Origin of the sequence: Pseudooceanicola endophyticus, assembly GCF_018760365.1 — a bacterium.
In the GTDB taxonomy this organism is placed as follows: domain Bacteria; phylum Pseudomonadota; class Alphaproteobacteria; order Rhodobacterales; family Rhodobacteraceae; genus Pseudooceanicola; species Pseudooceanicola endophyticus.
In genome coordinates, this window is record NZ_JAHIAB010000003.1 from 262,651 (window position 1) to 279,463 (window position 16,813).

A 16,813-nucleotide genomic window follows, 5' to 3' on the forward strand; every position below is an offset into this window, starting at 1 on the left:
GCCGGACAGTCAACACCCGGTATAAGGGCAGGCGCGCCTGTGCCGGACGCGCCCTGCCACCTAGCGCGGGGACTTGCGTTCGCCACCGCGCCCGAAGCCGCCGCCAATCAGCGCCACGAGGTCGGTGGCCACGGCCACCAGATTGGCGCGCGGCGGCAGGGCCACGAAGACGGGCTCCCAGTCGGGATCGAACTTCTGCTTGAAGCTGCGCAGCCCCTCGAAATTGTAGAACTGGCGGCCATGGCGGTAGACGAAGGCACCCAGCTGCGTGGACAGCGGCGCGCCCCGGCGCGCCTCAAGCCCCGAAAGCGGCGCATTGCCCAGGCTGAACTCGGCAAAGCCCTCGGCGCGGTAATGCAGCAGAAGCTCGGTGAAGAGGAATTCCATCACCCCCTGGGGCGTGTCGTCGACATGGCGCATCAGGTCCAGCGTGGCGCGCGCCTTCGCCTCGGTCTGCCAGATGTTGGCGAAGGCGATGATGCGGTCGTCGTGGCGGATCAGCGCGATCGGGGTGCGGTTCAGGTAGGCGGGATCGAAGCTGCCGACGGAAAAGCCCTTCTCGGCCCCCGCCTTGGAGGCCAGCCAGGCATCGGAAATCTCCCGCAGCCGGGTCAGCAGCTCGGGCGCATGGGGCGGCGTGACCACTTCGAAGGACAGCCCGTCGCGCTTGGCGCGGTTGTAGGTGGTGCGCAGGCGCTTGCGGTGGCTGCCCTCAAGCGAGAAGCCCGGCAGCTTCACCACCGCTTCCTCGCCCAGCTTGTGCAGCGCCAGGCCCATCTGGATCCACAGCGCCGCCGAGGCCGCGCCGACCGCGTAGAAGACCGGACGGCCATTGGCGGCATAGGCGGCATCATGGAAGGCCCAGGCCAGGGTCGCGGTTTCCGAGGCCGGGCCGACGGGTTCGTGCAGCGCCACCCAGCTGCGGCCATGAACGCGGTACATGACGAAGCTGTTGCCGGTTTCGGAGAAGAATAACGCCTTGTCGCCGGTCAGGGCCACGCAGGCCTCGGGGTCGGGCTGGGTGGCGATGATGGCGGCGGCGCGCTCCAGCTCTTCCGCCGGGGCGGGGCCGGTGCGCAGGCGGGCCGGGCGCAGCGCGTAGCGCAGCAGCAGCACCGCCATGACCACCAGCGCGACCAGCTCGGCGCGCAGGGCGCGCGGCGCGCTCTTGTCAGAGGCGAACTGCCACCACAGGTCGGAATCGTAGGGGGTCGCCTTGTGGGCGAAGAACAGCACTGCCAGCAGCGCCAGCGCCAGGCAGAGCATCAGCAGGAACCAGCGCAGGCTCAGCACGTTGCGGGTCAACCGGGTGGCGCGGTAGAACTCTCCCTTGGTGGGGCCCAGCACCGCCAGGGCCAGCACCAGGATCGCGGCGCGGTCATAGTCCAGCCCGTTGGCAAGGCTGGCGGCAATGCCCCCGGCCAGCACGGCGACCGACAGCCACCAGGCGCCCTCGACCCGTCGCAGCAGGCCATGGGCAATCACCAGCAGGCTGGCACCAAGCGCCGAGGACACCAGCGCGCCACTTTCCACGAAGGCCAGCGGCAGCAGCAGCTCCAGGTCCTCGGCGGCGCGGCTGGTGGGCGGGATCAGCGTTGCCGCCATCATCATCGCCCCCGAGACGAAGACCATCGCCGCCATGGCGATCGGGACAACCGCGCTCATGGCGCGGAACAGCGGCTGCAGCAGGGCCAGGCGCTCCGGGGGCATCCGGCGGCTGGCCATGCGCAGCTCTCCCAGGGCCAGGATGACCAGCGCCAGCGCGAAGGGGGCAAGGTAGTAGATCAGCCGATACAGCAGCAACCCCGCCGCCGCCTGGCCGGCCGGAACCGAGGCCGGCAGGGCGGCGATGATCACCGTTTCGAAGACGCCGACACCGCCGGGCACGTGGCTGACCACGCCGGCCATCACGGCGGCGGCGAAGACCGCGAGGAAGGTTGCAAAGCCCAGGTCATGGGCCGGCAGCAGCAGGTAGAGCGCGGTGGCCGAGCACAGCGTTTCGGCCAGGGTGAAGAGGAACTGCCCGGCCATCAGGGAGGGCGAGGGCGCGCGCAGGCAGAAGCCGCGGACCCGGAACTCCGAACGTCGGGTCGAGACGAAGGCCAGCACGATGAAGCAGGCGGCCAGCAGCGCCAGGGCGGCGATGCGGATGGTGCTGCCGGGCAGCGCCAGCAGAGAGCCGAGCGCATGGGGGTGCCAGGCCAGCGCGCCGACCCCGATCATCGTGGCGCCTAGCCCGAAGGCCACCGAGCCGAAGACCGAGATCCCGGCGATGTCCTGCGCCGAAAGCCCGAGCGCGGAATAGACCCGGTAGCGCACCGCGCCGCCGGTCACCGGGCCGACGCCCACGGTATTGCCGATCGCATATCCCAGGAAGCCGCCGGTCGCGACCACCGGGAAGGGCAGCGATTTGCGGATGTAGCGCAGGGCCGACCAGTCGTAGCCGATCAGCGCCGAGAACCCCCCGAAGGTGCACAGCAGGGCCAGTCCGACGATCTCGGACGGGGTATGGCGGACAAGGCCCATCACCTCGCGCAGGCTGACCTCGGCCAGAAGATGGTAGAGCGCGTAGGCACCCGCTGCGAAGAGGGCGGCTGTGATCACGTATGGCAGGAGCGGAACGAGGCGCTCCCGAAGCACGGGCAGGGTCAAAAGGCGGTTTCCGTCATTTCCTCGGGCCGGCTTCTGCCGGTGCCTTCCGGAATGCCACGTGTGGGGGGCGGCAATCAATGGCTTTGAGTGCCGCGCCCCGGCGTCGCCGCGCCTAGCGGGGGACGAACATCCGGCGCAGCACCCCGTCGCGGAGCACGAAATGGTGCCCGAGCGCGGCCAGCGCATGCAGCCCGGCCAGGATCATCAGGGCATTGGCAAACAGTGCATGGGCGTCACCGGCAGGTTCGATCCCGACGAACCAGGCCACGAGCCCCGCGATCGGCACCAGCAGCAACAGGAGGTAGAGACTCCGGTGCGCCCATTCGGCGATCTGCTGCGCGCGCCCCTGTCCTGCGGCATCGGGCGCACCGCTCGCGTAGCGCAGCCCCAGCCGGGCGACCACGGCCAGCAGAACGGCGATGCCCACGGCCACATGGATCTGCGGATCAAGGCCCGGATCGGTCGCCGGCCTGCCCTCCAGCCGGAGATGCAGCGCCCGGCCCATGCCTTCGCTGTAGAGGTAGTTGAACAGGACAAGCGCGGCGGTTGCCCAGTGCAGCACGATCTGCAGCGGGCCGTAGCCGGTGGCGTCTGCGGTGGCGGTCATGGCTTGGTCTCTCCCTGGCTCCGCAGGCAGGATGCCGCGCGATCGCGAGTCCGGCAAGCACACTTGCCGCGCTGCGGCATCTTGTGCGGCATCGCAGAAACCAGCGGGGCGGACATCCATGCTCTGGGCGCATGGCGGGACTACCCAAACGGGGTTAGCGCTATGCGTGTGCTGCCGCTATCTAGGGGTCAACGGCACACAGAGCCACACACCAAGAAAGGGAGCCCAGATCATGGCCGCTATCACCACGAACATCCAATCCGCTCCGCTGAACTTCGGTCGCGGCATCCTGAGCTTCTTCGGCAGCATCGGTCGCGCCATGCAGGCCTCGCGCATCAATGCCGAGCTGAACTGCCTGTCCGACCGCGAGCTGGCCGACCTGGGCATGAAGCGGGAAGACATCCGCACCCGCGTCGCCGAAGTGCTGGGCGTCGAGGCGCAGTAAGCGACTGTGTGATCCCATGCCGGCGCCTTCGGGCCCGGGGGACGAAAAAAGGCGGACCCGTCGGGTCCGCCTTTTTCTTTGTCCGGGAGGGGAAGGCCGGGGCATCGGGAAGGGGTGCGTGTCCCGTCCGGCCGGTGGGAGGGGGCGCTGCCCCCGCCGGCGCGTGCCGCGCCGTCTCCCCCGGGATATTTCTGGCCAGATGATGGGGAGCCGGTTCGGCGCAGATCAGATGCGGCGCAGCATGCCCTTGGCCTGGGCCAGTTCGCGCATGCGGTTCTGCAGCTTCTCGAAGGCGCGCACCTCGATCTGGCGGATGCGTTCGCGCGAGACGCCGTAGGAGGAGCTGAGGTCCTCGAGGGTCACGGTGTCCTCGGTCAGGCGGCGCTGCGTGAGGATGTCGCGCTCGCGCTCGTTCAGCACGTCCATCGCCTCGACCAGAAGTTCGCGGCGGGCGTCCAGCTCATCGCGTTCCTCGTAGTCGCCGGCCTGGTTGGCGTCCTCGTCTTCCAGCCAGTCCTGCCATTGCATGGCGGAGTCGCCCTCGGAGCCGACGGTGGCGTTCAGCGAGGCATCGCCCCCCGACATGCGCCGGTTCATCGAGGTCACTTCCTCTTCGGTCACGCCCAGGTCATTGGCGATCTGCTTGACGTGTTCGGGGCGCAGGTCGCCCTCTTCCAGCGCGCCGATCCGGGCCTTGGCCTTGCGCAGGTTGAAGAACAGCTTCTTCTGCGCCGAGGTGGTGCCCAATTTCACCAGGCTCCAGGAGCGCAGGATGTATTCCTGGATCGAGGCGCGGATCCACCACATCGCATAGGTCGCGAGGCGGAAGCCCTTTTCCGGGTCGAAGCGTTTCACCGCCTGCATCAGGCCCACGTTGGCCTCCGAGATCACCTCGGCCTGGGGCAGGCCGTAGCCGCGGTAGCCCATGGCGATCTTGGCAGCCAGCCTGAGGTGGGAGGTGACCAGCTTGTGCGCCGACTGGGTATCCTGATCCTCCACCCAACGCTTGGCCAGCATGTATTCCTCTTCCGGCTCAAGCATCGGGAACTTGCGGATCTCCTGCATGTAGCGGTTCAGACCCCCTTCCGGGGTCGGAGCCGGCAGCGTGTTGTAATTGCTCAAGTCCACATCCTTCCACTGACCTGGCGCCCTTTATGTGAAGGCGCTTAACATCCAGATAGACATCGCCTTGCGGGCCTTCAACACCCGCGCTGCAATATCTTACGGAAGCTTAACGTTTTTCCGACGATAAATTTCCATGTGTTTCAGGATTTCACGCCGGTTTGTCATGTTGGGAAGTATGCCTTGCGGTGGCGCGACCGCAAGGCGAAGAGACTATGCAAATACGCACATGAGATTGCGTGCGCATGTTTCGCTGCGTTTCTGCGCAGGGATCAGCCCTGGCTGTGCGTGGTCGCGAGAGTGTCGAGAAGGCTCTGCATGTCTTCGGGCAGCGGGGCTTCGAAGGTCATCCGTTCGCCGGTGGCGGGGTGATCGAAGCCCAGGGTGGCCGCATGCAGCGCCTGGCGCGGGAAGGCATCGACGGCGGCGGCAACGGCTGCGCCCAGCCCCGTGGGAGAGGCCTTGCGGCGCCCGCCGTAGACCGGATCGCCCAGCAGCGCATGGCCGGCATGGGCCATGTGGACGCGGATCTGGTGGGTGCGCCCGGTCTCGAGCCGGCATTCCAGCAGCGCGACCGAGGGCGGGTTGCCGAAGCCTTCCAGCGTGCGGGCGCGGGTGGTGGCGTGGCGGCCATGGTCGAAGAACACCGCCTGCTTCTGGCGGTCATGGCGGTGGCGGTCGAGCATGGTGGTGATCTTCAGCACGCCGCCGGCTTCGAAGGAGGCGCCCTTGACGCCGCGCAGCCGGGGATCGCCGGGATCGGGCACGCCGTGGCAAAGCGCGAGATAGGCGCGCTCGGCGCTGTGCTTTTCGAACTGGGCGGCGAGGCCGTGATGGGCACGGTCGGATTTCGCCACGACCAGCAGGCCCGAGGTCTCCTTGTCGATGCGGTGCACGATGCCGGGCCGCTTCTCTCCGCCAATGCCCGAGAGCGTGTCGCCGCAATGCGCCAGCAGGGCATTCACCAGCGTGCCCGAGGGCGAGCCGGGCGCGGGATGCACGACCATGCCGGCGGGCTTGTTCAGCACGATCAGGTCGTCATCCTCGTACACGATGTCGAGAGGGATTTTCTCGGCCACGGTTTCGACCTCGGCGGCGACGGGCACGGTGATCGCGATCACGTCGCCTTCGGCCACCTTTTCCTTGGGATTGGTCAGGGGCGTGCCGTCGCGGCTGACCTGGCCCTCGGCGATCAGGCGCGCGAGGCGGGTCCGCGACAGGGACGCCTCCTCTGGAACATCGCGGGAAAGCGCCTTATCAAGACGGGACGGCGGGTTGGCCGCGATCAGGACGTGAAGGATAGTGCTGCTCATGGCGCAGGAAGAGACCTCCGAATATCAGGAACCGGCGAACCTGCGGCTGTTGCGCCGCCTCGTCACGCTGCTGATGGTGGTGATGATTATCGGCGTCGTAAGCATTGTCGGCCTGGTTGTCATCCGCTTTTCCGCCACGCCCGAGCCGCTGATGCCCGACAGCCTGACCCTGCCCGCAGGCGCCACCGCCGAGGCGGTGACCGTCGGCACCGGCTGGGTGGCCGTCGTGACGAAGATGAAGGACGGCAAGGAACGCATCCTGGTCTTCGATGCCACCACCGGCTCCCTGCGCCAGAGCGTCGATCTGACCTCGGACTGAGGGGTTGGCCTTCCGGTGCCGTCCCGCCTAGGGTGGGAGGCAACAAGGGAGACCGTCATGACATCGCATTTCACCTTCGGCATCATCGGCGGCACCGGCATGTTGGGGGCCGCCATTGCCACGGGCATCCTGTCCTCGGGCGTGGTGCGCCCGGACCGGTTCTGGGTCTCGAACTCCAGCGGCACCGCGCCCGAACTGGACCGTTTCGGCACCGTGCAGGCCACCTCCGACAATGCGGAACTGGCCCGGGCCTGCGACGTGATCCTGCTCTGCGTGCCGCCCGCCGCCGCCGGAAAGATCGCCATCTCGGCGCCGGACAAGCTGGTGATCTCGGTCATGGCGGGGCTGTCGCTGGAGCGGATCGCGGCGCTGAGCGGCGCGGCCCGGGGGGTGCGCGCCATGTCGAGCCCGGCGGCCCGCCAGCGGCTGGCGTTTTCGCCCTGGACCTGTTCAGAGGCGGTGACGGCTTCGGACCGGGCGCGGGTCGAGGCGCTGCTGGGCGCCTGCGGCGTGGCGAGCGAGGTGCCGGAGGAATCCCAGGTGGAGCTTTACACGGCGCTGACCGGCCCGGTGCCGGGTTTCGTGGCCTACATGGCCGACAGCATGACCCGATACGCGATCGGTCACGGGGTCGATCCCCGGGTCGCGGACCGCGCGACGCGGCAATTGTTCCTGGCTGCCGGGCAGATGATGGCCCGGGGCGACAGCCCCGCCGCCCAGGTGCGCGAGATGGTGGATTATGCCGGAACCACCGCCGCCGGGCTGGTGGCACTGCAGGAGGGCGGCTTTGATGCGGCCCTGGCCGAGGGGCTTGATGCAGCGGTTGAGAAGACGCGTAAAATCGCTGAATAACAAATTCTTATTGGGATATGTTAAGGTTTCGCCTCAGCGATGCCTCTGGCGCATCCAATGCCACATCGGCCGGGTGTCCAGGGCGGCGATTGCCACGCCCAGCGGCAGCATCCAGAAGCCCAGCACCGGCAGGAACCCCAGCAACCCGCCGCAGATCAGCAGCAGCCCCAGCGGCAGGCGGAACCCCGGGGGAACCGACCTGCGCACCAGGACAAGGCCGCGCCGCAGACGTGATTTCAGGCTGCGGCGCGGTGGCATTCAGTCTTCCATCGCCTCAAGCTCGTCGATGAAGCCCTCGATCATCGACAGGCCCTTGTCCCAGAACGCGGGGTCCGAGGCATCGAGGCCGAAGGGTTCCAGAAGCGCCTTGTGGTGCTTGGAGCCGCCCGCCTTGAGCATCTCGAAATACTTGTCCTGGAAGCCCTCGGGCTGGTCCTCGTAGACGGCGTAAAGCGCGTTCACCAGGCCGTCGCCGAAGGCATAGGCATAGACGTAGAAGGGCGAGTGCACGAAGTGCGGGATATAGGCCCAGTAGGTCTCGTAGCCCTCCATGAACTCGAACGCTGGGCCCAGGCTTTCGCCCTGAACGGACATCCAGATGGCGTTGATGTCATCGGGCGTCAGCTCTCCGCCGCGGCGCGCCTCGTGCAGCTTGCATTCGAAGTCGTAGAAGGCGATCTGGCGCACGACCGTGTTGATCATGTCCTCGACCTTGCCGGCCAGCAGCGTCTTCTTCTGCTCCTTGGTCTCGGCCTTGGAGAGCATGGCGCGGAAGGTCAGCATCTCGCCGAAGACCGAGGCCGTTTCGGCCAGCGTCAGGGGCGTGGAGGCCAGCATTTCGCCCTGACCGGCGGCCAGCACCTGGTGGACGCCATGGCCCAGCTCGTGCGCCAGGGTCATCACGTCGCGCGGTTTGCCGAGGTAGTTCAGCATCACGTAGGGGTGCACGTCGGTCACGGTCGGATGCGCGAAGGCGCCGGGGGCCTTGCCGGGCTTCACGCCCGCATCGATCCAGCCCTTGTCGAAGAAGGGTTGCGCGATCTCGGCCATGCGGGGGCTGAAGCCGGCATAGGCGGTCAGAACCGTTTCCTTCGCCTCGTCCCAGCCGACGGTCTTGGGCGCTTCGGTCGGCAGCGGCGCGTTGCGGTCCCAAACCTGCATCTTGTCGAGGCCGAGCCACTTGCGCTTCAGCTCGTAATAGCGGTGCGACAGGCGGGGATAGGCAGCGACCACGGCATTGCGCAGCGCCTCGACCACCTCGGGTTCGACGTGGTTCGACAGGTGGCGCGCGGTCTGGGCGGTGGGCATGCCGCGCCAGCGGTCGATGACCTCTTTCTCCTTCGCGGTGGTGTTGTGCACCCGGGCGAAGGTGCGCAGGTTGGCGGCCAGAACGCGGGCCAGTTCGCGGGCGGCGGCCTCGCGCTTGGGGCGCTCATGATCGGTCAGCAGCGTCAGCGTGCCTTCGATGTTCAGCTCTTCGCCCATCACGGTGAAGCTGAGGCCGGCGATCGTCTCGTCGAACAGCTTTTCCCAGGCATCGCCCACGACGCCGAGATCGTGCAGGAACTTCTCCAGCTCATCGGAAAGCTGGTAGTCCTTCATGGCGCGGATACGGTCGAAGACGGGCTTGTAACGCGCCAGCTCTGCATCCTGGGAAAACAGTTTATCCAGATAGTCTTCCGGCAGCCTGTTGATCTCAAGCGTGAAGAAGACCAGCGGCGTGGTGAAGGTGGTGATCCGGTCCTGCATGTCGGACAGGAACTTCACCCGCTCGCCTTCGGTCGAAAGCTGGTAGTAGCGCAGCCCGGCGAAGGACATGATGCGTCCGGCCACCGCGCTGATACGCTCGTTGCGCTTCACGCAGTCAAGGAAGGCGGGCGCGTCGAGCGTGCCGAGCTTGCCTTCGAAATCTTCCGCGAAGCTGCGGCAGGCGGTTTCCAGCCAGTCGAGATCGCGCTTCAGTTCCGGCGCATCGGCCGAGGTGTACAGGTCCGAAAGATCCCATTCCGGCAGGTTGCCGAAGGGTGCCGCATCGCCACCGGTTTCGGTGGCATTGGCGTCCAGCATCCGGATCGGGTGGATCGGGGCGGCAAGGGGCAGGCGTGTCATTCGTCCTCCTGGAATAGCGAACCGATACCAGAGATAGGCCGCATCCCCCTCCGCAGCAAGCCGCCGGAGGAATGCGATCCGGTGCGGGGTGCTTGCCAAAGCCGCTTTCCTGTCAGAGGCTTCGCGCGACCAAGGAAGGAGATCCTCAAATGCGTTACCTGCGTTACGGGCCGCGCGGCCTTGAAAAGCCCGGGCTTCTGGACGGCGAGGGCCGCATCCGCGACCTGTCGGGGCTGGTGCGGGACATCGGCGGCGTGACCCTGTCGCAGCTGCCCGCGCCCGATCCCGCGACCCTGCCGCTGGTCGAGGGCACGCCGCGCCTGGGGGTGCCGGTGGCGGGGGTGGGCAAGATTGTCTGCGTCGGGCTGAACTATTCCGATCACGCCGCCGAAACCGGCATGGCCGAGCCCGAGGAGCCGATCCTGTTCATGAAGGCCACCAGTGCGCTTTGCGGGCCCGACGACACCGTGCGCCTGCCGCGCGGCGCCACCAAGGGCGACTGGGAGGTCGAGCTGGGCATCGTCATCGGCAAGCGGGCGCAATATGTCAGCGAGGAAGACGCGCTGTCCCATGTCGCGGGCTATACCATCGTCAACGATGTCTCCGAACGCGCCTTCCAGATCGAGCGCGGCGGCACCTGGACCAAGGGCAAGAGCTGCGACACCTTCGCGCCGGTCGGCCCCTGGCTGGTCACCCCGGAAGAGGTCGGTGATCCGCAGGATCTGCGGCTGTCGCTGGATCTGAACGGGGTACGGATGCAGTCGGGCACCACGGCGAAGATGATCTTCGGGGCGGCGCAGGTGATTTCCTACATCAGCCAGATGATGACCCTGCATCCCGGCGACATCATCGCGACCGGCACGCCGCCTGGGGTCGGCATGGGGCTGACGCCGCCGCGCTACCTGCGCGAGGGCGACGTGATGGAGCTGGCGATCGAGAAGCTGGGCCGCCAGCGCCAGCAGGTCGTTCAGGACTGAGCGTCAAACAGCGCCGCGCAGCGGTCGAAGGCGCGGGTCCGGATCTCCGGGCCCTCCATCATCACCTCGTGATAGGCGTCGGGCACCATCACCAGCTCTCCCTTCGGCCAGCGGGCCATGCGGGCGGTGATGCGCTCGGCGCTGACGATGGATTCCTCTTCGCCCAGGAAGGTGACGCAGGGCAGGTCCGGCGAGGGCATCTTTGCCAGCGCGAAGGTTTCCCGCAGCCCGGCCAGAAGCCAGCCCATCGAAGGGCCGCCGATCAGCGCCTCGGGGTGGTTCTGCGCATAGCGGCGCATGTAGTCGAACATGTCGCGATCATGGGTCAGCTGGTTGGCCTCGAAGCTTTCCCAGAGGACATAGGTCTCCGCCTTCGTACCGGGCGCGCGGCTTTCGCGGTGGCCGATCTGCCCGGCCAGCCACGAGATGCCCCAGGCCAGCGGTTCCATCGCCGCCGACAGGCGGATGCCCCACATCGGCGCGGTGAAGGCGCAGGCCTTCACGGGCAGCCCGTCATGCAGGGCACGCAGCCCGATGGCCCCGCCCATGGAATGCGCCACCAGGAACAGCGGTTCGGTGACGCCCAGGGCGGGCAGGGCGCCCAGCAGCGCCTGCACGTCGCGCTGGTAATCCGCGAAATGACCGACATGGCCCAGGGCGGGATCGCCCGCCACCCGCTGCGAAAGCCCCTGTCCGCGCCAGTCCAGCGTCACGCAGGCATAACCGCGCGCCGCCAGATCCGCCGCCGCCCGGCCGTATTTCTCGGCATATTCGGTGCGGCCGGTGAAGATCAGCACGGTGCCCTTCGCACCGGCAAGCGGCCAGTGCACCAGCCGCAGCTTGATTCCGTCGCTGGCCAGCACCCAATGGGCGCGCGCGCCCACGGGGCCTTCGGCATCGGCGGCGAAATAGGGGGCCTCTGGCAGGCCCGGAAGCAGGGAGGCGTCGGTCATGGCGGATCTCAGGAGGACAGCACGCCGCCCAGCTTCATCGCCAGCGGCATGGAGCCGTCAAGCTTCAGCTTGCCGGTCATGAAGGCGGTGGTGGGGCTCAGGTCGCCGGCCAGCAGATCCTCGAAGACCTCCTGCTCGGCGCTCAGCGTCACCTCGGCCTCCTCGTCCTCGGCGGCGGCGCGGGCGCCGGCTGCATCGACGATGATCGCGCCCTCGCCCAGGATCACGAATTTCGCCACGCCGTCGAAGGCCTTGCCCCCGATCTTGCGGTTCAGGGCATCGACAGCGGCCGGGATCACTTTGCTCATGGCGGCTTCCTTCAAATTTACGAAATGGGGCTATGCAGGCCCCGTGCAGCAGCTAGAGTAGGGAATTATGGTGGCTCTGAACATATACCGCAAAGCGTTCGTCGCGGGGCTTTTCGCCACGTCACTTCTGCTGGCCGGCGGGGCCGGGGCCGAGGGGCGCGAAGAGGCGCTTCTGAAAGCCCTCAAGACCGCCGATGCGGGCGATGCCGCCCAGATCGAGCGCGAGCTGGAGCTGATCTGGTCGCGCTCCGGATCCCCCAGCATGGACCTGCTTTTGCGGCGCGGAGAGGATGCGATCGAAGCGGGCGACATGACTGCCGCCATCGGTCATCTTTCCGCACTGGTGGACCATGCGCCCGATTTCGCCGAAGCCTACCGGATGCGGGCCCAGGCCTTCTACCAGGAAGGCGAACTGGGCCTTGCGATGCAGGACCTTGCCAGGTGCGTGTCACTGAACCCCTATAATTACGAAGCCGCTTTCGGTATCGCCATGATCCTGGAGCAGACGGGCCGAGTCGACGCGGCCTATCGCGGGTTTCTCTCGGTGCTTCAGGTCTACCCCGGCCACGAAGGCGCGCGGGAAGGCCTGGACCGGGTGAAGACGCAAGTCTCGGAACGGGATATCTGAGGGGCGAAGACCCCTCCGGGAAAGGCAGGCATGTCCGGGCAAGGACGGATCACGGCGGTTCTGGGGCCGACGAACACCGGCAAGACGCATTACGCGATCGAACGCATGCTGGGGCACAGGACGGGGGTGATCGGCCTGCCGCTGCGCCTTCTGGCGCGCGAGGTCTACGACAAGATCGTCGCCATCCGCGGCCCCTCGGTGGTGGCGCTGGTGACCGGAGAGGAACGCATCGTGCCGCCGCGCACCCAGTACTGGGTCTGCACGGTCGAGGCGATGCCCGAAGGCATGGGCTGCGATTTCCTCGCCATTGATGAAATCCAGCTCTGCGCCGATCCCGAGCGCGGCCATGTCTTCACCGACCGGTTGCTGCGGGCGCGCGGGCGCAATGAGACCCTGTTCCTGGGCGCCGAGACCATGCGCGGCGTGATTGCCGATCTGGTGCCGGGGGCGGGGTTCATGAAGCGCGAGCGGATGTCGCAGCTGACCTATGCGGGATCGCGCAAGATTTCGCGGATGCCGGCGCGCTCGGCCGTGGTCGGGTTCTCGGTCGACAACATCTATGCCATGGCCGAGCTGATCCGCCGCCAGAAGGGCGGCGCGGCGGTGGTCATGGGGGCGCTCAGTCCGCGGACCCGCAATGCCCAGGTCGAGCTTTATCAGAATGGTGACGTGGATTACCTGGTGGCGACCGATGCCATCGGGATGGGTCTGAACCTCGATGTGAATCACGTGGCGTTTTCGGCGCTGATGAAGTTCGACGGACGGCGGATGCGCGAATTGGCGCCGAACGAGCTGGCGCAGATCGCGGGCCGGGCCGGGCGCGGCATGTCGGATGGCACCTTTGGCGTGACGGGTGAGGCGCATTCCCTCGACGAGGAGGTGGTGGAGGCCATCACCGAGCATCGCTTCGCGCCGATCCGCAAGCTGCAGTGGCGCAACCCGCGTCTGAACTTCGGCTCGATCGAGGCGCTGATCCGGTCGCTGGAAGAGCCGCCGAAAGATGAGCGACTGTTGCGCGCGCGCGACGCCGACGACCTGATTGCGCTGAAGAACATGGCACGCGATGCCGAAGTTTGTGCACGCGCCACCCAGGCCGACGGGGTGCGGCTGCTTTGGGACGTGGCGCGCATTCCCGATTTCCGCGGCATCAGCCAGAATGAACATGCGACGCTTCTGGCGCGGATTTTCGACTTCCTGCACGAGCGCGGCACGGTCCCGAACGAGTGGTTTGCCAAGCAGGTGAACCGCATCGACCGGGTCGATGGGGACATCGATGCGCTCTCGAAACGGCTGTCTTTCATCCGGACCTGGACTTACGTTGCGCAGCGCAAGGGCTGGGTCGATGACGAAAGTCATTGGCGTGGCGAGACAAGGGCGGTAGAAGACCGCTTGTCGGATGCGCTTCATGCGCGTCTGACCCAAAGATTTGTGGATCGGCGTACCAGCGTACTGTTGCGGCGGCTCAAGCAGAAGGAGGCCCTCTTGGCCGAAGTGAGTGATACTGGCGAAGTGACCGTCGAGGGTGAATTCGTGGGACGTCTGGAGGGCTTCCGGTTCCGCCAGGACAAGGATGCGCAGGGGCAGGAGGCGAAGACGATCCGTCAGGCCAGCCTGCAGGCCCTGGTGCCGCATTTCAACCTCCGTGCGGACCGTTTCTACAACGCGCCCGATACCGAGATCGACTTCACCGAGCAGGGTGGCCTGATGTGGGGCACCGAGGCGGTGGGCAAGCTGATTGCGGGCTCCGAGCCGATGAAGCCCGAAGTGGTGGCCTTCGTCGACGAGGAAGCCGGCGCCGATGTGGCGCAGAAGGTGCAGCGTCGCCTGCAGCACTTCATCGACCGCAAGGTCGCGGCGCTGTTCGAGCCGCTGCTGAACCTTGGTCGTGACGAGGCGCTTTCGGGCCTGGCGCGCGGCTTTGCGTTCCGCATGGTCGAGAACCTGGGGATCATCCCGCGCGGCGAGGTGGCCGACGAGGTCAAGCAGCTGGACCAGGAGTCCCGTGGCGCACTGCGCAAGCACGGTGTGCGCTTTGGCCAGTACACGATCTTCCAGCCGCTTCTGCTGAAGCCCGCGCCGACCCGTCTGCGCCTGGTGCTGTGGTCGCTGTCGAAGGACCTGCAGGAATTCCCCGAGGCCCCGCCGCCGGGTCTGGTCACCGTGCCGGCCTCGCGCGATCTGCCGCAGGGCTATTTCGCCATGGCCGGTTACCGTGCTGCCGGCGAACGCGCGATCCGCATCGACATGCTGGAACGCCTGGCCGACATGCTGCGTCCCGAGGATTCGAAGGGCGGCTTCGAAGCCAAGGCCGACATGCTCTCGATCACGGGCATGACGCTGGAGCAGTTCGCGGACCTGATGCAGGGCCTGGGCTACAAGGCCGACAAGGGTGAGCGCGAGAAGGTCAAGGCGGAGGCCGTGGTGGCCCCGGACGCGGCCATCGAGGCCGCGCCCGAGGCGGCGACCGGGGAAACCCCGGCCGCTGACGCCCCCGCGGAACCGGTGGCGCCGGAGGCCGTTGAGGCCGACGCGGCCGCCGAGGCTCCGCAAGGGGCCGAGACGGACGCCGCTGCCGAGGACACCGCCCCCGAGATCGAGGTGTTCTACACCTTCACCTGGGGTGGCCGTGCCAACCGTCAGAATGCCCGTGGCGGGCGTCCGCAGGGCCGTGGCGCGCCGCGCGACGGCGCCCAGGGCGAACGTCCCCGTGGCAAGGGCGGCAAGCCCGGCCAGGGTCCCAAGGGCAAGGGCGGCAAGCCGCCGCGCCGCGACGGCGAGCGCAGCACCAAGGCCAAGACCTTCGAGGCCGCACCGCCCAAGAAGAAGGACCGGATCGATCCGGACAATCCCTTCGCGGCAGCCCTGATGGGGCTCAAGGACAAGAGCTGATCTTGTCCGACCCCGCCGCCCCCCGCATGCGCGCGGACAAATGGCTGTGGCAGGCCCGGTTCTTCAAGAGCCGGAGCCTTGCCGCCGCCTGCGCCGGGGGCGGCCACCTGCGGATCAATTCCGCCCATGTTTCCAAACCTTCCGCCAATGTTTCGCCCGGTGATGTGCTGACCTTCTCGCAGGGGCAGGCCATCCGGGTCATCAAGGTGCTGGCCATCGGCACCCGGCGCGGCCCCGCGAGTGAGGCGCAGACCCTCTACGAGGATCTCTCTCCGCCCGAGGTCCGGGAGAAACCCGTTCCGCCGATCGCCCGGATCGAAGGCAATTCTCGTCCCACCAAGCGCGACCGCAGGAAACTCGATCTTGATCGGCGCGAGGCGCTTGAATGATCCCGGGGGCTGGTCTAGTCAGGCCTCCGAGCGAATTCGAGAGTAAGCCATGACCTACGTCGTCACCGAGAACTGTATCGCCTGCAAGTACACCGACTGCGTCGAAGTCTGTCCGGTGGATTGCTTCTATGAAGGCGAGAACACCCTGGTGATCCATCCGGACGAATGCATCGATTGCGGCGTCTGCGAACCGGAATGCCCCGCCGATGCGATCCGCCCGGATACCGAGCCGGACATGGAGAAGTGGGTCGAATTCAACCGCAAATACGCCGAGCTCTGGCCGGTGATCATCACCAAGAAAGAGCCGATGGACGGCTACGAGGAACGCGACGGCGAGACCGGCAAGATGGAGAAGTACTTCTCCGAAGCGCCGGGCGAAGGCGGCTGATCCCCCTCCGGGGCACGCGTTCCACCGCAAGACGGTATCCGGACCCTCTGCCCGGGCGCGATCTGCGGCGCCGGGGCAGGGAGAGTGCAGAAGGCTTCCAAAGCGCCCGATTCTGTGCTATATCTGGTACCCACACATGACAAAACATGCCCCTAAGGGGTCCCGGCGCGTGTCTCGCGACGAGATCCGTTTCTGAAGAGAGTTCCAACACGTTTGGTGCCGTACTCCGGCGCCGGGCGTTTTCGTGCTCTCTGCGACTAGGGTATCTGAGGAAGAACCTGTATGACCAAGTCCAAGTCCCCCGAGTTTCGTCCGAACGAGTTCGTTGTTTACCCGGCCCATGGCGTGGGTCAGATCATGTCGATCGAACAACAGGAAATCGCCGGCATCTCCCTGGAACTCTTCGTGATTTCCTTCGAGAAGGACAAGATGACCCTGCGTGTGCCCACGCATAAGGCGACGGAAGTTGGCATGCGCAGCCTGTCCACCCCCGAAGTGGTGAGCCAGGCCATGAAGACCCTGAAGGGCAAGGCCAAGGTGAAACGTGCCATGTGGTCGCGCCGGGCCCAGGAATACGAACAGAAGATCAACTCGGGCGACCTGATCGCCATCGCCGAAGTGGTGCGCGACCTGCACCGCAGCGATGACCAGCGCGAACAGTCCTACTCCGAGCGTCAGCTTTACGAAGCCGCGCTGGAGCGGCTGACCCGCGAAGTCGCTGCCGTGTCCGGTGCCGACGAAGTCGCGGCTGCAAAGCAGGTGGACGAGGTTCTGGTCGGCCGCGCCGCCTGATCCTTTCCGAGACCGAACAGGGGGCCGTGCCGCAGGGCGCGGCCCTTTTGCTTGGGGCGACTCCCGGCCG

General features: G+C 66.9%; 17 protein-coding genes. 9 read left to right on the forward strand and 8 right to left on the reverse strand.

All coding sequences use genetic code 11. The features are described from left to right. Nucleotides 1-60 precede the first annotated feature (60 nt). Both mprF and KM176_RS07565 read right to left on the reverse strand, forming a co-directional pair. Nucleotides 61-2,652: a bifunctional lysylphosphatidylglycerol flippase/synthetase MprF gene (gene mprF, locus KM176_RS07560; protein ID WP_236045216.1), complete on the reverse strand. Its 2,592-nt coding sequence runs from the start codon at nucleotides 2,650-2,652 to the stop codon at nucleotides 61-63. A 112-nt stretch (nucleotides 2,653-2,764) separates the two neighbouring features. Then, nucleotides 2,765-3,259 carry a cytochrome b gene (locus KM176_RS07565; protein WP_160893024.1) on the reverse strand — a complete coding sequence of 165 codons (495 nt, stop codon included), beginning with the start codon at nucleotides 3,257-3,259 and terminating at the stop codon, nucleotides 2,765-2,767. A 232-nt stretch (nucleotides 3,260-3,491) separates the two neighbouring features. Between KM176_RS07565 and KM176_RS07570 the strand changes: the two genes are divergently transcribed. Continuing rightward, nucleotides 3,492-3,704 carry a DUF1127 domain-containing protein gene (locus KM176_RS07570; RefSeq protein WP_160893026.1) on the forward strand — a complete coding sequence of 71 codons (213 nt, stop codon included), beginning with the start codon at nucleotides 3,492-3,494 and terminating at the stop codon, nucleotides 3,702-3,704. Nucleotides 3,705-3,929: 225 nt separating this feature from the next. On the opposite strand, the gene rpoH is transcribed toward KM176_RS07570, so the two are convergent. Next, on the reverse strand, nucleotides 3,930-4,826 hold the full coding sequence (gene rpoH, locus KM176_RS07575; protein ID WP_160893028.1) for an RNA polymerase sigma factor RpoH: 897 nt from the start codon (nucleotides 4,824-4,826) through the stop codon (nucleotides 3,930-3,932). Between the two features lie 272 nt (nucleotides 4,827-5,098). Then, nucleotides 5,099-6,139: an RluA family pseudouridine synthase gene (locus KM176_RS07580; protein WP_160893030.1), complete on the reverse strand. Its 1,041-nt coding sequence runs from the start codon at nucleotides 6,137-6,139 to the stop codon at nucleotides 5,099-5,101. On the opposite strand from KM176_RS07580, the gene KM176_RS07585 reads away from it, so the two are divergent. Beyond that, on the forward strand, nucleotides 6,138-6,458 hold the full coding sequence (locus KM176_RS07585; protein ID WP_160893032.1) for a DUF6476 family protein: 321 nt from the start codon (nucleotides 6,138-6,140) through the stop codon (nucleotides 6,456-6,458). The genes KM176_RS07580 and KM176_RS07585 overlap by 2 nt on opposite strands. 57 nt (nucleotides 6,459-6,515) lie before the next feature. Beyond that, a complete protein-coding gene (locus KM176_RS07590; RefSeq protein WP_160893034.1) occupies nucleotides 6,516-7,310 on the forward strand; it encodes a pyrroline-5-carboxylate reductase family protein in 795 nt (264 codons plus the stop codon). A 33-nt stretch (nucleotides 7,311-7,343) separates the two neighbouring features. On the opposite strand, the gene KM176_RS07595 is transcribed toward KM176_RS07590, so the two are convergent. Next, on the reverse strand, nucleotides 7,344-7,568 hold the full coding sequence (locus KM176_RS07595; RefSeq protein ID WP_160893036.1) for a hypothetical protein: 225 nt from the start codon (nucleotides 7,566-7,568) through the stop codon (nucleotides 7,344-7,346). Continuing rightward, nucleotides 7,569-9,419, reverse strand: coding sequence for a M3 family oligoendopeptidase (locus KM176_RS07600; RefSeq protein WP_160893038.1), 1,851 nt, complete (start codon nucleotides 9,417-9,419; stop codon nucleotides 7,569-7,571). 149 nt (nucleotides 9,420-9,568) lie between these two features. Here KM176_RS07600 and KM176_RS07605 point away from each other — a divergent pair, with 149 nt between their 5' ends. Then, nucleotides 9,569-10,396: a fumarylacetoacetate hydrolase family protein gene (locus KM176_RS07605; protein ID WP_160893039.1), complete on the forward strand. Its 828-nt coding sequence runs from the start codon at nucleotides 9,569-9,571 to the stop codon at nucleotides 10,394-10,396. Here the strand turns inward: KM176_RS07605 and KM176_RS07610 are convergent. Both KM176_RS07610 and KM176_RS07615 read right to left on the reverse strand, forming a co-directional pair. Further along, nucleotides 10,387-11,349, reverse strand: coding sequence for an alpha/beta hydrolase (locus KM176_RS07610; protein WP_160893040.1), 963 nt, complete (start codon nucleotides 11,347-11,349; stop codon nucleotides 10,387-10,389). The two genes, KM176_RS07605 and KM176_RS07610, sit on opposite strands and share 10 nt — an antisense overlap. A gap of 8 nt (nucleotides 11,350-11,357) precedes the next feature. Next, nucleotides 11,358-11,657, reverse strand: coding sequence for an SCP2 sterol-binding domain-containing protein (locus tag KM176_RS07615; RefSeq protein ID WP_160893041.1), 300 nt, complete (start codon nucleotides 11,655-11,657; stop codon nucleotides 11,358-11,360). Nucleotides 11,658-11,724: 67 nt separating this feature from the next. Between KM176_RS07615 and KM176_RS07620 the strand changes: the two genes are divergently transcribed. The 5 genes from KM176_RS07620 (at nucleotide 11,725) to KM176_RS07640 (ending at nucleotide 16,743) form a co-directional block, all read left to right on the forward strand. Then, the gene (locus KM176_RS07620) at nucleotides 11,725-12,285 is read left to right on the forward strand and encodes a tetratricopeptide repeat protein (RefSeq protein WP_375372119.1); all 561 of its coding nucleotides are present in this window, start codon (nucleotides 11,725-11,727) and stop codon (nucleotides 12,283-12,285) included. Nucleotides 12,286-12,315: 30 nt separating this feature from the next. Continuing rightward, nucleotides 12,316-15,174 carry a helicase-related protein gene (locus tag KM176_RS07625; RefSeq protein WP_160893043.1) on the forward strand — a complete coding sequence of 953 codons (2,859 nt, stop codon included), beginning with the start codon at nucleotides 12,316-12,318 and terminating at the stop codon, nucleotides 15,172-15,174. Nucleotides 15,175-15,200: 26 nt separating this feature from the next. Further along, nucleotides 15,201-15,563 carry an RNA-binding S4 domain-containing protein gene (locus tag KM176_RS07630; protein ID WP_160893301.1) on the forward strand — a complete coding sequence of 121 codons (363 nt, stop codon included), beginning with the start codon at nucleotides 15,201-15,203 and terminating at the stop codon, nucleotides 15,561-15,563. Nucleotides 15,564-15,612: 49 nt separating this feature from the next. Next, the gene (gene fdxA / locus KM176_RS07635) at nucleotides 15,613-15,951 is read left to right on the forward strand and encodes a ferredoxin FdxA (protein WP_160893045.1); all 339 of its coding nucleotides are present in this window, start codon (nucleotides 15,613-15,615) and stop codon (nucleotides 15,949-15,951) included. A gap of 282 nt (nucleotides 15,952-16,233) precedes the next feature. Then, nucleotides 16,234-16,743, forward strand: a complete 510-nt coding sequence (locus KM176_RS07640; RefSeq protein WP_160893047.1) for a CarD family transcriptional regulator — start codon at nucleotides 16,234-16,236, stop codon at nucleotides 16,741-16,743. Nucleotides 16,744-16,813: the final 70 nt, after the last annotated feature.

Coding starts and splice junctions, on each gene's coding strand:
- KM176_RS07585 (WP_160893032.1), top strand. CDS start 6,138: ATGGCGCAGGAAGAGACCTCCGAATATCAGGAACCGGCGAACCTGCGG.
- KM176_RS07630 (WP_160893301.1), top strand. CDS start 15,201: ATGCGCGCGGACAAATGGCTGTGGCAGGCCCGGTTCTTCAAGAGCCGG.
- KM176_RS07595 (WP_160893036.1), bottom strand. CDS start 7,568: ATGCCACCGCGCCGCAGCCTGAAATCACGTCTGCGGCGCGGCCTTGTC.
- KM176_RS07605 (WP_160893039.1), top strand. CDS start 9,569: ATGCGTTACCTGCGTTACGGGCCGCGCGGCCTTGAAAAGCCCGGGCTT.
- KM176_RS07565 (WP_160893024.1), bottom strand. CDS start 3,259: ATGACCGCCACCGCAGACGCCACCGGCTACGGCCCGCTGCAGATCGTG.
- KM176_RS07580 (WP_160893030.1), bottom strand. CDS start 6,139: ATGAGCAGCACTATCCTTCACGTCCTGATCGCGGCCAACCCGCCGTCC.
- KM176_RS07570 (WP_160893026.1), top strand. CDS start 3,492: ATGGCCGCTATCACCACGAACATCCAATCCGCTCCGCTGAACTTCGGT.
- KM176_RS07590 (WP_160893034.1), top strand. CDS start 6,516: ATGACATCGCATTTCACCTTCGGCATCATCGGCGGCACCGGCATGTTG.
- KM176_RS07600 (WP_160893038.1), bottom strand. CDS start 9,419: ATGACACGCCTGCCCCTTGCCGCCCCGATCCACCCGATCCGGATGCTG.
- KM176_RS07620 (WP_375372119.1), top strand. CDS start 11,725: ATGGTGGCTCTGAACATATACCGCAAAGCGTTCGTCGCGGGGCTTTTC.
- KM176_RS07625 (WP_160893043.1), top strand. CDS start 12,316: ATGTCCGGGCAAGGACGGATCACGGCGGTTCTGGGGCCGACGAACACC.
- KM176_RS07615 (WP_160893041.1), bottom strand. CDS start 11,657: ATGAGCAAAGTGATCCCGGCCGCTGTCGATGCCCTGAACCGCAAGATC.
- KM176_RS07610 (WP_160893040.1), bottom strand. CDS start 11,349: ATGACCGACGCCTCCCTGCTTCCGGGCCTGCCAGAGGCCCCCTATTTC.
- KM176_RS07640 (WP_160893047.1), top strand. CDS start 16,234: ATGACCAAGTCCAAGTCCCCCGAGTTTCGTCCGAACGAGTTCGTTGTT.
- fdxA (WP_160893045.1), top strand. CDS start 15,613: ATGACCTACGTCGTCACCGAGAACTGTATCGCCTGCAAGTACACCGAC.